Consider the following 12,813-nt stretch of genomic DNA (forward strand, 5'->3'; position numbering starts at 1 on the left):
GAAGAAAAAGAGCTTCGGTGCCCCGCCGGCAGAGAAAAAACAGGGAAGAAGAGAGAAAATCCGAGGCGGGCGGGGCATGGAGAGCAAAAAGAAGCCTGTGGTGCCCCGCCGGCAGAGAAAAAACAGGGAAGAAGAGAGGAAATCCGAGGCGGGCGGGGCATGGGGAGCAAAAGGAAGCCTGTGGTGCCCCGCTGGCAGAGAAAAAGCAGGGAAGAAAAGAGAAAATCCGAGGCGGGCGGGGCATGGAGAGCAAAAAGAAGCCTGTGGTGCCCCGCCGGCAGAGAAAAAGCAGGGAAGAAGAGAGAAAATCCGAGCTGGGCGGGGCACAGGGAGCAAAAGGAAGCCTGTGGTGCCCCGCCGGCAGAGAAAAAACAGGGAAGAAGAGAGAAAATCCGAGCCGGGCGGGGCACAGGAGAAGAAAAAGAGCTGTGATACCCCGCCGGCAGAGAAAAAGCAGGGAAGAAGAGAAAAAATCCGAGCCGGGCGGGGCATGGAGAGCAAAAAGAAGCCTGTGGTGCCCCGCCGGCAGAGAAAAAGCAGGGAAGAAGAGAGAAAATCCGAGCCGGGCGGGGCACAGGGAGCAAAAAGAAGCTCTCATACCCCGCCTGCCATCAATAAATAGACCAGCCTGAGATAAGAGAGCTTCTTTAATAAAGCTTTTAGGAGAATAGTACCTTCTCAGCGACTTCCACACCACAACGGATGCAGTCAGGGCAGGAGCACAGTACTTTGCCGGTTTCAATTCCCTTCAGCTCCTTACATACGGTGCTGCCGGTCTTTTCACGGAACTGGTTCAGCAGTTCTTTGGAAAGCTGGTAGGTAGAAGCCTTGGTGGCGGGATTCTCGATGTTTCCGTCACTGTTCTTCATGCCAGCCAGCATGATAGCACCTGACAGGGCACCGCAGGTACCTTCCATACCGCCCATGCCAAGACCGAAGCCTTCTCCCGCCTTGAACAATACTTCCTCACTTACGCCAACTTCTCCAGCGAAAGCGCAGGCTACAGCCTGACAGCAGTTGAATTTCTTATCGTGGTATGCGATAGCAAGTTCTTTCTTATCCATTTTCATAAGTATCCTTTCTTTCTGTCATCTTATAGATTCACACATTCTTATTATACCATATTTTCCTGAAGTGCACGAAGATATTCCAGCCTGAATTTTGGGTGTTTTATAAACTCCGGGAATCTGATACAATGTATTATGATTTAAGCGATTCAAACGCTCAATTTTCCGGGCTTAAGAACGAAAAGGAGGAAGAAAATGTCTTTTTACAAAAATAAAAAATTCTGGATCATAGCGGGTATCGTCGTAGCAGTCTGCGGCGCAGGCACATGGGCTGCCAGAAATGTAACGATACACAAAAATGGAGACGCTGTTTCTATCATCGGAGGCGCAGACGGGCCAACCTCTATTTTCCTTGCCGGAAAGCTTCCCGGAGGAGAAACAGGAGAAGAGGGCGCAGCGGCTGATGCAGGGAGCGGAAGCAGTACAGGAATCATTCCCATGGAGAATAACATTTCTACCATGCCCTTGGAAATGACCATGACAGCGGTAAAGCTTGAAGATGGAATCCTGACGCTTGAGATCGATAACCACAGTGGTTATGAGATGACCTACGGAGAGGACTATGAGCTGCAGAGGCAGGAGGGAGATTCCTTTGTGAAGGTGGAGCCGGAAAGTGATATCGTATGGCATGATATTGCTTGCAGCATCCCGGATCTGACGAAAGCGACCGTAACCTGTGATCTGAAGCCCTACGGGAAGCTGCAGGCAGGAGTATATAAGCTGATCAAGTCAGATATGGAAGCGGTCTTTGAGCTGACGGCAGATTATGATCCTGACTGATAAGAGACCGGCAGGAGTGCTGACAGAAGCGCAAAACAGTGGACAGAAGCGGGGAAAAGTAGTAAATTACAAATATATGTGTGCAGACAGAAATGCCATGCACAGAATCATGTAAAGAATAATGATTTATCATAAAAGAAAGAAGGAAAAGATTATGGCAAGAAAAGTAGTTTTAGCAGGCGCATGCCGTACAGCGATCGGAACCATGGGAGGTACCTTAAGTACAACACCCGCACCGGATCTGGGAACCATTGTGATCAAAGAGGCTCTGAAGAGGACCGGTATAAGGCCGGAGCAGGTTGATGAGGTATATATGGGCTGTGTCATCCAGGCAGGACTTGGACAGAACCCTGCAAGACAGGCAGCAGTTAACGCAGGAATCCCGGTAGAGGTTCCGGCGACTACGATTAACGTACTCTGCGGTTCCGGTCTTCATTGTGTAAACCTTGCAGCCAAGCTGATCGCCAGTGGGGATGCTGATATCATCGTGGCAGGTGGTATGGAGAATATGAGCAAGGCACCTTACCTTCTTTATGATGCACGTTTCGGTTACCGTATGGGAGCAGCCATGATGGACGATGCGCTTCTGCGTGATGCCCTGCATGATGCTTTTGGAGGCTATCATATGGGAATGACAGCAGAGAACGTAGCAGAGGACTGGGGACTTACAAGGCAGCAGCTTGATGAATTTGCTGCATGGAGCCAGAACAAGTGTGAAAAGGCACAGGCAGAAGGGCGCTTCAAGGATGAGATCGTTCCGGTAGAGGTAAAGAAAAAGAAAGAAACCATTATTTTTGATACAGATGAAGGTCCACGTAAGGGTGTTACCGCAGAGGGCATCAGTAAGCTCCGTCCCGCATTTAAGGAAGGCGGTATCGTAACAGCAGCCAACTCTTCCGGTATCAATGACGGTGCAGCAGCCATCATCGTTATGAGCGAAGAGAAAGCAAAGGAACTTGGCATTACTCCTATGGGAACCTGGATCGGCGGCGAGCTGGCAGGTGTAGAACCACGTATCATGGGTGTAGGCCCTGTGGCTTCTACCAGAAAGGTTATGAAGAAGACAGGCTACCAGATCTCTGACTTTGATCTGATCGAGGCAAATGAAGCGTTCGCAGCACAGTCCGTAGCCGTAGGACATGACCTTGGCTTTGATATGGACAAGCTTAATGTAAACGGCGGTGCTATTGCACTGGGACATCCGGTAGGAGCATCAGGCTGCCGTATTCTGGTTACCCTGCTTCATGAGATGGCAAAGAGAGATGCAAAGAAGGGACTTGCAACCCTCTGCGTAGGCGGCGGTATGGGCTGCTCAGCCATCGTCACAAGAGATTAGTATCTGAAGTTTTTTGAAAGGAAAGAAAAACGTGGCAAATATCATTTCAGACGAAACCATTGATTATGTAGGAATCCTTGCCAAGCTTGAGCTTTCTGAAGAAGAGAAGGAGCAGGCAAAGAAGGATATGGGAAGCATGCTTGATTATATTGACAAGCTTTCCGAACTGGATACCGAAGGAGTAGAGCCCATGTCCCATGTGTTCCATGTCAGCAACGTATTCCGTGAGGACGTGGTGACCAATGGAGATGACAGGGAAGCCATCCTGAAAAATGCACCGGAAGAAAAAGACGGGATGTTCGTAGTACCCCGTACATTTGAATAGGAGGACGGCAGAATATGAGTATATTAAGCATGACTGCCGTAGAGCTTGCAGCGGCGATCAAAAAGCGTGAAGTCACCGTTAAGGAAGCCGTAGAGGCAGTCCTTGACAATATTGAGAAAAAGGAAGACACCTATCACTGCTATGTGACTGTAGACAGGGAAGGTGCTTTAAAGCAGGCAGAGGAGATCCAGAAAAAGATCAATGACGGAACGTTAAGCGGGCCTCTTGCCGGTGTGCCGGTAGCCATCAAGGACAATATGTGTACCGAGGGACTGCTGACCACCTGCTCTTCCAAAATCCTTTATAATTTTGTACCCACCTTTACCTCAGAGGCGGTTTTAAACCTTCAGAAGGCAGGGGCTGTGATCCTTGGCAAGACTAATATGGACGAATTTGCCATGGGCTCCACTACAGAAACTTCTGCATATGGCGTGACAAGAAATCCCTGGAACCCGGAGCATGTACCGGGTGGATCCTCCGGTGGAAGTGCGGCAGCAGTGGCAGCAGAGGAATGCTTCTATGCCCTTGGCTCTGACACCGGCGGTTCGATCAGACAGCCCGCATCCTTCTGTGGTGTTGTGGGGCTGAAGCCTACCTATGGTACGGTGTCCCGTTACGGTCTGATCGCCTATGGTTCCTCACTTGACCAGATCGGACCCCTCTGCAAGGATGTGACGGACTGTGCGACCATTCTGGAAGCGATCGCGTTCCATGACAGCAAGGATTCCACTTCCGTAGAAAGACTGGATACTGACTTTACCTCTGCGCTCGTAGAGGATGTAAAGGGAATGAAGATCGGTATTCCGAGAGATTACTTTGGAGAGGGTCTAAATCCCGAAGTAAAGGAAGCTGTCCTGAGAGCAGCAGAGGTTCTGAAGGAAAAGGGAGCCATCGTAGAAGAATTTGATTTAAGCCTGGTGGAATATGCAATCCCCACCTATTATACGATCGCAGCAGCAGAAGCCAGCTCCAACCTGGAGCGGTTTGACGGCATCAAATACGGATACCGTACCGAAGAATATCAGGGACTTCACAATATGTACAAGAAATCCCGTTCTGAGGGCTTCGGTGCTGAAGTAAAGAGAAGAATCATGCTGGGAAGCTTTGTACTGAGCTCCGGCTATTATGATGCTTATTATCTGAAGGCACTGCGTGTGAAGGCACTGATCAAAAAGGCCTTTGACGAAGCCTTTGCCAAGTATGATGTGATCCTCGGACCGGTAGCACCCACTACTGCACCGAAGATCGGAGAGAGCTTAAGCGATCCGATCCAGATGTATCTTGGAGATATTTACACTATTTCCATCAATCTGGCCGGACTGCCCGGACTTTCCATTCCCTGCGGCAGGGACAGTAAGGGTCTGCCGATCGGCATGCAGCTCATTGGTGACTGCTTCAAGGAAAAGAATCTGATCCGTGCCGCCTATACCTATGAAAAAGCAAGAGGTGCATTTGTAAGGAAGGAGGAGAACTGACATGGAAAAGCAATATGAAACCGTCATCGGTCTGGAAGTGCATGTAGAGCTGGCGACGAAGACCAAGATTTTCTGTGGATGTTCCACAGCCTTCGGTGGTGCACCCAATACCCACACCTGTCCGGTCTGTACCGGTATGCCGGGATCCCTTCCCGTACTGAATAAGCAGGTGCTGGAATACGCAGTGGCGGTAGGACTTGCCACAAACTGCGATATCACCAGATATTGCAAATTTGACAGAAAGAATTATTTCTATCCGGATAATCCGCAGAACTATCAGATCTCCCAGCTGTATCTGCCGATCTGCCGTAATGGTAAGGTAGAGATCGAGACAGAGAAGGACAAGAAATATGTGGGAATCCATGAGATCCATATGGAAGAGGATGCCGGCAAGCTGGTCCATGACGAGTGGAATGACTGTTCTCTTGTGGACTATAACCGTTCCGGCGTGCCGCTGATCGAGATCGTATCCGAGCCTGACATGAGAAGTGCAGAAGAGGTGATCGCCTATCTGGAGAAGCTCCGTATGACGATCCAGTATCTTGGCGCATCTGACTGTAAGCTGCAGGAAGGCTCCATGCGTGCCGATGTCAACCTTTCCATCAGGGAGGCTGGTGCGGCAGAATTCGGTACCCGTACCGAGATGAAGAACCTGAACTCCTTCAAGGCTATCGCAAGAGCCATCGAAGGAGAAAGAGAGCGTCAGATCGACCTTCTGGAATCAGGAGAAAAGGTTATCCAGGAGACAAGACGCTGGGATGACAATAAGGGTGAATCCTATGCCATGAGAAGCAAGGAGGATGCCCAGGATTACCGTTATTTCCCGGATCCTGATCTGGTACCGATAGAGGTTGATGAAGCATTCCTTGACAGGATCAGAGAAAGACAGCCCGAATTCCGCGAAGAAAAGATGGCAAGATATAAAGAAGAGTTTGACATTCCTGAGTATGATATTGATATCATCACAGGAAGCAAGCGCATGGCAGACCTGTTTGAGGCTACTGTTGCCCTTGGGGCACAGCCCAAGAAGGTTTCCAACTGGCTGATGGTGGAAACGCTCCGTCTTCTGAAAGAAAATGACATGGAGCCGGAGGATATCCGTTTCTCACCGGAGCATCTGGCTGCGCTGATCGCCATGGCAGATAAGAAGGAGATCAACAGCTCCGTAGCCAAGGAGGTTTTTGAAGAGATCTTCAAAAGCGATGTGGATCCTGCGAAGTACGTAGAGGAAAAAGGCTTAAAGACCGTCAATGACGAAGGGGCTCTGCGAAAGACTGTAGAGGAAGTGATCGCAAATAATCCCCAGTCTGTGCAGGACTATAAGAGCGGCAAGGAAAAAGCGATCGGCTTCCTGGTCGGACAGACCATGAAAGCCATGAAGGGCAAGGCAGATCCCGGCATGATCAACAAGATGCTGAAGGAACTGCTGTAGAAAAGATTAAAAGGAAGGCACTGCCTGGCTGGTGGTGACCTTCTTTTTTATTTTCTTCTTGCCTTTAAAAAAAGAATGTGCTAGAATATCCCTCGGTAACGTACAAATGTCTTTTATAGAAGGACGAGAACATTCATGGGAAACAGATTTTATGTTGTAAAGGAGCAGGCGGTGCCTGAGGTGCTTTTAAAGGTAGTGGAAGCCAAGAAGCTGCTCGACAGCGGCAGGGCGCATACGGTCAATGAAGCAGCCGATCAGGTGGGGATCAGCCGGAGCTCTTTTTACAAGTACAAGGAAGATATCTTTGAGTTCCATGAGCATTCCCAGGGAACGACGATCACTCTTACCTTTCAGATGGAGGATGAGCCGGGGCTTCTCTCCGATGTGCTGAAGATCATCGCACAGTTCGGAGCCAATATCCTGACGATCCATCAGAGTATTCCGATCAATGGCGTGGCATCTTTAAGCCTCAGTATACAGGTTCTCCCGACGACAGGAGATGTTTCAGATATGCTGGAAGCCATGGAAGCACAGAAGGGTGTCAGAAATGTAAAACTTTTAGCGAAAGAATAATTTAGGCTGCTGCAGGAAATCCTGCATGAGTCTCACAAAGAAAGGAAACGAATATGATACAGGTAGCAGTGTTAGGATACGGTACCGTAGGAAGCGGTGTAGTAGAGGTCATTGAAAAGAACAAGGCTGAGATCAACAAGAAGTCCGGTGAGGAACTGAATGTAAAATACATTCTGGATCTGAGGGATTTTCCGGGGGATCCTTATGAGGATAAGGTGGTGCACGATGTTAATATGATCCTGGATGATCCGGAAGTAAAGATCATCTGTGAGACCATGGGAGGCTTAAAGCCCGCCTATGACTTTACAAAGAAAGCTCTGAGTCTTGGCAAGAGTGTCTGCACTTCCAATAAGGAACTGGTAGCTGCCCATGGACCTGAGCTGATCCGGGTGGCACATGAGAACAAATGCAACTACCTCTTTGAGGCCAGTGTAGGCGGCGGTATCCCGATTATCCGTCCCCTGAACTACTCCCTGACAGCAGAGAAGATTGATGCTATCACCGGTATCCTGAACGGAACGACCAACTACATCCTGACCAAGATGGACAGAGAGGGTGCAGATTTTGAGGCTGTTTTGAAGGAAGCTCAGGAAAAGGGCTATGCAGAGAGAAATCCGGAGGCTGATGTGGAAGGCTATGATGCCTGCCGTAAGATCGCCATCCTTTCATCTCTGATGTGCTGCAAAAATGTAAAATATGAAGAGATCTATACAGAGGGTATCACGAAGATCACAGCAACAGACTTCGTTTATGCAAGGGCTATGGGCAGAACCATCAAGCTTCTGGCACAGAGCAAGGAAGTAGATGGTAAGCTTTTTGCCATGGTAGCACCGTTCATGATCAGCCGTGACAATCCGCTTTATATGGTAAATGATGTATTTAACGCAGTCTGCGTACACGGTAATATGCTGGGCGATTCCATGTACTATGGTAAGGGAGCAGGAAAGCTTCCCACTGCAAGTGCTGTCGTATCTGACGTTGTTGACTGTGCAAGACATATTGGTAAGGTGATCATGTGCTTCTGGGATGATGAGGATGTGAAGGTTTCTGATGTCAGTGAGGCAAGAAGGGCATTTTTCGTCAGAGTGGATGTGGCAAAAGAAAAAGAAGCCATTGATACCTTCAAATCCGTCAGAGTCATTGAGGCAGATGTGGAGGGTGAGTTTGCATTCGTGACCGATGTGATGAGTGAAAAGGAATTTAATGAAAAAGCAGATGCAGTAGGCATCATCAGCCGTATCAGGATGGAAGCATAAGATATATCCTGTGAAAACAGGTACGGGATCGAAGATTTCGAAAATGAGGAGAATGGAAAAATGAAAAAGGTAGTTAAGTTTGGAGGAAGCTCTCTGGCGAGCGCAGCACAGTTTCAGAAGGTAGCGGATATCATCCATGCGGATCCGGAACGCAGGTATGTGGTTCCTTCAGCCCCGGGAAAGCGTTTTTCAGGGGATACCAAGGTAACGGATATGCTTTATAGCTGCTATCATCTGGCAGAAGAGGGCGCAGATTTCAAGAAAGAGCTGAAAGCCATTGCAGAAAGATACCAGGAGATCATCGATGGACTTTCTCTTTCCCTGTCTCTGGCAGATGAGTTTAAGCTGATCGAGAAGAACTTTAAAGAAAAGACCGGCGAGAATTATGCGGCTTCCCGTGGAGAATATCTGAACGGTATTATCATAGCAGCATACCTTGGCTATGAATTTATTGATTCCGCTGAAGTAATCCGTTTTAAAGACAATGGTGAATTTGATGCTGAAGTAACCAATGAGATATTAAGCGCAAGACTGCAGGATGTGGAAAAGGCTGTTGTGCCCGGCTTTTACGGTGCCTACGCAGACGGCAGGGTAAAGACCTTTTCAAGAGGCGGTTCGGATGTGACAGGTTCTATCGTGGCAAGGGCTGTCAAGGCAGATGTATATGAAAACTGGACAGATGTATCCGGCTTCCTGATCGCAGATCCCAGGATCATCGACCAGCCGGAAGCTATTGAAACTATCACCTACAGAGAACTGAGGGAGCTTTCCTACATGGGAGCCAGCGTTCTCCATGAGGATGCAATCTTTCCGGTAAGAAGAGAGGGGATCCCGATCAACATCCGCAATACCAACAGTCCGGAGGATACAGGAACCTGGATCGTGGAAAGCACCTGCCAGAAGTGCAGGTACACCATTACCGGTGTAGCTGGAAAGAAGGGGTTCTGTTCTGTTAATATTGAAAAGGCCATGATGAATTCTGAGATAGGCTTTGGGCGCAAAGTACTGCAGGCCTTTGAGGACAATGGTATTTCCTTTGAGCATATACCGTCCGGTATCGATACCTTGACCGTATTTGTTCATCAGGATGAGTTCATGGATAAGGAACAGAAGGTGGTTTCTGCCATCCACAGACTGGCAGACCCTGATTCCATTGATATCGAGGCCGACCTGGCACTGATCGCCGTCGTAGGACGTGGCATGAAGTCCACAAGAGGAACTGCCGGAAGGATCTTCTCCGCACTGGCACATGCCAATGTCAATGTCAAGATGATCGACCAGGGCTCCAGTGAGCTGAATATCATCATCGGTGTTGCCAATGATGACTTCGAGACAGCCATCAAGGCGATCTACGATATTTTCGTAGTAGCAAGGATCTGAGCAGCTCCTGAATAAAAGAATAAAAGCTGACAAAGATAAAAAGAACCTCCTGCAGGAATATCTCGCAGGAGGTTTTTAAGTCACTGCAGAACCATCGCTTCAAAGGGAATGCTGTCATCATATAAATAGGAAAGATATGTGGCAGCCTTATCCATCCGCTGACTGGTAGAAGCAATTCCAAAGACTGGGATCAGACCATGATAGGAATCTGTCTTCTCTATAAAGGGACTGTCTTCTATATAAATACCGACAGGAACAGGCTCCTCCATGTTCTCTGGATGCTTATGTTCCTCGGCATCTGCTTTGATCACAGCATTGGTGGCATTTTCCATTTTGCTGTAAAACGCTGTGGCTTCCGGATCATCCGAGTCAGCCTCATCAGCCCTGTCGATGGCAGCCTGGTCTATATAATAGATATTTCCTTCGTAGGCAGCCAGCTCTTCTTCACTTAGGACAGTCCGGAGATCCACCATAAAGCCGCTGATGGAAAGCTTGTAAAAGACGGCTGAATCAAGGACAAGGGCATCGAAATCATTGGTGGCTGCCTGCGCAATGATCTTCTGATAGGTTGCCATGTCGTACTGTGTGTAGTCCTTTAAGGAAAGAGTCGTCATCGTATCAATGTAGCATTCATATTTTTCATTATCAAGGTCAGCATATTCACTGAAGGATTCACTGATGGCCGTATCGTTCAGATTCTGGGAATTCAGCATCAGTGCATAAAAATTATAGTCCTTTGCTGTGATCATATCATGGATCATGACGGACAGGAAAATAACGGCTGCGATCCCGGCAATGAAAGGTACCTTATAATAAAACCAGAAATAGGCAAGCCGTTCCTTCGGAGTCATATCCTTTGTTTTTTTCTGCTGCTCCCGGATCTCATCCCGTACACCTGTGTACTTTTTCTTCTGTTTCTTTTCATCAAACATATAAATTCCTCTGTTTTTCTTGCAATTTTAAAAGAGGTATATTAAAATAGCCTCTAACTCATATCATAGCTTTTCAAAAATTGACTGTCAACGAAACAAAATATGCAATCTGTGAAATTTTCCTAAATTTTCAGACACTAAACTTTCAGATGGGCAGCAGCACTTGCATGTTGACTGAAAATATACTATCATTATCGGGTAAGGCTTTGAAACTATATAGAGAAAAGAAAGGCAGATAAAATGAACGAAACCTATGTGGAATGTCTGGTAAAAAGAAAAACACCGGGATATATGTCCTTTTTAAAGATACTTCTGATCATGCTTACAGTCGGATTTGTCTTGGTTGGCATGGTATTTATCATAGCACTGATCCCGGCGATCCTGTTTGGTGTTGCAGCTTATTTTGTTTATATGAATACCGATCTCGAGTATGAGTATCTCTATCTTGACAGAGAGCTGACGGTGGACAAGGTCATGGCCAAGAGCAAGAGAAAGAGAGCTGCGGTTTATTCTCTCGACAAAATGGAAATCGTTGCACCTGTCAAGTCTTGGCACCTGGACAATTTCAAAAACAGACAGACCAGTAAGAATGTTGATTACAGCTCCGGAGAAGAGAAACAGCCGGATAAGCGCTTTGTATTTTATTATGAGGGCAATCAGAAGGTCATTTTCGAGCCCAGTGAGGAAATGGTCAAGGCGATGCAGTTCGTCGCTCCCAGAAAGGTTTTTAAAGATTAAATGATCTTTTAAAAAAAGAATATAACAGGAGGAGAGAAAATGGGTCAGATAATTGGCGAAGGAATTACATTTGATGATGTACTGCTTGTACCTTCCTATTCCAATGTAATCCCGAATCAGGTAGATCTTACAACCTGGCTGACAAAAAAAATCAAGCTGAACATTCCGATGATGAGTGCCGGAATGGACACAGTAACAGAACACAGAATGGCGATTGCCATGGCCAGACAGGGTGGTATCGGTATTATTCATAAGAATATGTCGATCGAAGCACAGGCAGAAGAGGTAGACAAGGTAAAGCGTTCTGAGAACGGTGTTATTACCGATCCGTTTTCTTTGACTCCGGATCATACACTGGCTGATGCCGATGCACTGATGGCCAAGTTCCGTATTTCCGGTGTCCCGATCACAGAGGGAAGAAAGCTCGTTGGTATCATTACCAACAGAGATCTGAAGTTCGAAACAGATTTTACAAAGAAGATCAAGGAATCCATGACAAGTGAAGGACTGATCACTGCCAAGGCAGGGATCACACTGGAGGAAGCAAAGAAGATCCTTGCCAAGGCAAGAAAGGAAAAGCTTCCTATCGTGGATGACAATTATAATCTGGTAGGTCTGATCACCATTAAGGATATCGAGAAGACGATCAAGTACCCTCTTTCAGCCAAGGATGCACAGGGAAGACTGCTGTGTGGTGCCGGTGTTGGTATTACAGCCAATGTACTTGACAGAGTAGCAGCTCTTGTAGATGCCAAGGTAGATGTGATCGTTCTTGACAGTGCACACGGACATTCCCAGAATGTACTGAACTGCGTCAGGATGATCAAGGAGAAATTCCCGGAGCTGCAGATCATTGCAGGAAATGTGGCAACCGGTGAAGGAACAAGGGCACTGATCGAGGCAGGTGCTGATGCAGTCAAGGTAGGAATCGGTCCCGGTTCCATTTGTACGACACGTATTGTAGCAGGTATCGGTGTACCCCAGATCTCCGCAATCATGGATTCCTATGCAGTTGCCAAGGAATATGGCATCCCGATCATTGCGGATGGCGGTATCAAGTACTCAGGCGATATGACCAAGGCGATCGCTGCAGGCGGAAATGTCTGCATGATGGGAAGCATCTTTGCAGGCTGTGATGAGAGCCCCGGAACCTTTGAGCTGTATCAGGGACGTAAATACAAGGTATATCGTGGTATGGGATCTATTGCAGCCATGGAGAACGGCAGCAAAGACCGTTACTTCCAGGAGAATGCAAAGAAGCTGGTTCCGGAAGGTGTAGAAGGCCGTGTGGCTTACAAGGGAACTGTAGAAGATACTGTATTCCAGCTGATGGGTGGTCTCCGTTCCGGTATGGGCTACTGTGGAACAGCTTCCATCGAAGAGCTAAAGGAGAAGGGAAGATTTGTCAAGATTTCAGCAGCTTCCCTGAAGGAGAGCCATCCTCACGATATCCATATCACCAAGGAAGCTCCTAACTACAGCGTGGATGAATAAAAATAGAATGCGGCAGAAAAGAGGA

The 12,813-nt window shown here is 47.7% G+C and carries 14 protein-coding genes; 12 read left to right on the top strand and 2 right to left on the bottom strand.

The features are described from left to right. Positions 1–622, top strand: a 622-nt coding sequence (locus tag WJQ40_RS09915) for a hypothetical protein (RefSeq protein WP_337539769.1), incomplete at its 5' end; no start/stop codon positions are given. A gap of 37 nt (positions 623–659) precedes the next feature. Here the strand turns inward: WJQ40_RS09915 and WJQ40_RS09920 are convergent. After that, positions 660–1,064 carry a C-GCAxxG-C-C family protein gene (locus tag WJQ40_RS09920; protein WP_118797682.1) on the bottom strand — a complete coding sequence of 135 codons (405 nt, stop codon included), beginning with the start codon at positions 1,062–1,064 and terminating at the stop codon, positions 660–662. A gap of 480 nt (positions 1,065–1,544) precedes the next feature. Here WJQ40_RS09920 and WJQ40_RS09925 point away from each other — a divergent pair, with 480 nt between their 5' ends. From WJQ40_RS09925 to WJQ40_RS09965, 9 genes are all read left to right on the top strand, one after another. Next, positions 1,545–1,847, top strand: a complete 303-nt coding sequence (locus WJQ40_RS09925) for an immunoglobulin-like domain-containing protein (RefSeq protein ID WP_337539834.1) — start codon at positions 1,545–1,547, stop codon at positions 1,845–1,847. Beyond that, positions 1,834–1,962: a hypothetical protein gene (locus WJQ40_RS09930; protein WP_337539772.1), complete on the top strand. Its 129-nt coding sequence runs from the start codon at positions 1,834–1,836 to the stop codon at positions 1,960–1,962. Before WJQ40_RS09925 ends, WJQ40_RS09930 begins: the two co-directional genes overlap by 14 nt. Positions 1,963–2,001: 39 nt before the next feature. Then, positions 2,002–3,183 carry an acetyl-CoA C-acetyltransferase gene (locus WJQ40_RS09935; RefSeq protein WP_337403622.1) on the top strand — a complete coding sequence of 394 codons (1,182 nt, stop codon included), beginning with the start codon at positions 2,002–2,004 and terminating at the stop codon, positions 3,181–3,183. Positions 3,184–3,214: 31 nt separating this feature from the next. Beyond that, positions 3,215–3,508: an Asp-tRNA(Asn)/Glu-tRNA(Gln) amidotransferase subunit GatC gene (gatC, locus tag WJQ40_RS09940; RefSeq protein WP_118797476.1), complete on the top strand. Its 294-nt coding sequence runs from the start codon at positions 3,215–3,217 to the stop codon at positions 3,506–3,508. A gap of 14 nt (positions 3,509–3,522) precedes the next feature. Next, a complete protein-coding gene (gatA, locus tag WJQ40_RS09945; RefSeq protein ID WP_337539775.1) occupies positions 3,523–4,983 on the top strand; it encodes an Asp-tRNA(Asn)/Glu-tRNA(Gln) amidotransferase subunit GatA in 1,461 nt (486 codons plus the stop codon). Position 4,984: 1 nt separating this feature from the next. Then, positions 4,985–6,415: an Asp-tRNA(Asn)/Glu-tRNA(Gln) amidotransferase subunit GatB gene (gene gatB, locus WJQ40_RS09950; RefSeq protein WP_337539780.1), complete on the top strand. Its 1,431-nt coding sequence runs from the start codon at positions 4,985–4,987 to the stop codon at positions 6,413–6,415. Between the two features lie 135 nt (positions 6,416–6,550). Further along, positions 6,551–6,988, top strand: a complete 438-nt coding sequence (locus tag WJQ40_RS09955) for an ACT domain-containing protein (protein WP_262573756.1) — start codon at positions 6,551–6,553, stop codon at positions 6,986–6,988. Positions 6,989–7,041: 53 nt separating this feature from the next. Beyond that, entirely contained in the window at positions 7,042–8,244 is a 1,203-nt protein-coding gene (locus WJQ40_RS09960) for a homoserine dehydrogenase (RefSeq protein ID WP_118797480.1), read from the top strand. 60 nt (positions 8,245–8,304) lie between these two features. Further along, the gene (locus tag WJQ40_RS09965; RefSeq protein WP_337539783.1) at positions 8,305–9,624 is read left to right on the top strand and encodes an aspartate kinase; all 1,320 of its coding nucleotides are present in this window, start codon (positions 8,305–8,307) and stop codon (positions 9,622–9,624) included. Between the two features lie 80 nt (positions 9,625–9,704). Here the strand turns inward: WJQ40_RS09965 and WJQ40_RS09970 are convergent, their stop codons facing one another. Next, positions 9,705–10,556 (bottom strand): hypothetical protein, encoded by an 852-nt coding sequence (locus WJQ40_RS09970; RefSeq protein WP_337539785.1) that lies wholly within the window; start codon positions 10,554–10,556, stop codon positions 9,705–9,707. A 240-nt stretch (positions 10,557–10,796) separates the two neighbouring features. Here WJQ40_RS09970 and WJQ40_RS09975 point away from each other — a divergent pair, with 240 nt between their 5' ends. Both WJQ40_RS09975 and guaB read left to right on the top strand, forming a co-directional pair. Next, positions 10,797–11,294, top strand: coding sequence for a DUF6106 family protein (locus WJQ40_RS09975; RefSeq protein WP_118797483.1), 498 nt, complete (start codon positions 10,797–10,799; stop codon positions 11,292–11,294). 39 nt (positions 11,295–11,333) lie between these two features. Further along, positions 11,334–12,788 carry an IMP dehydrogenase gene (gene guaB, locus WJQ40_RS09980; protein ID WP_118797484.1) on the top strand — a complete coding sequence of 485 codons (1,455 nt, stop codon included), beginning with the start codon at positions 11,334–11,336 and terminating at the stop codon, positions 12,786–12,788. Positions 12,789–12,813 lie beyond the last annotated feature (25 nt).

The organism is Suilimivivens sp. (genome assembly GCF_037359455.1).
In the GTDB taxonomy this organism is placed as follows: domain Bacteria; phylum Bacillota; class Clostridia; order Lachnospirales; family Lachnospiraceae; genus Suilimivivens; species Suilimivivens aceti.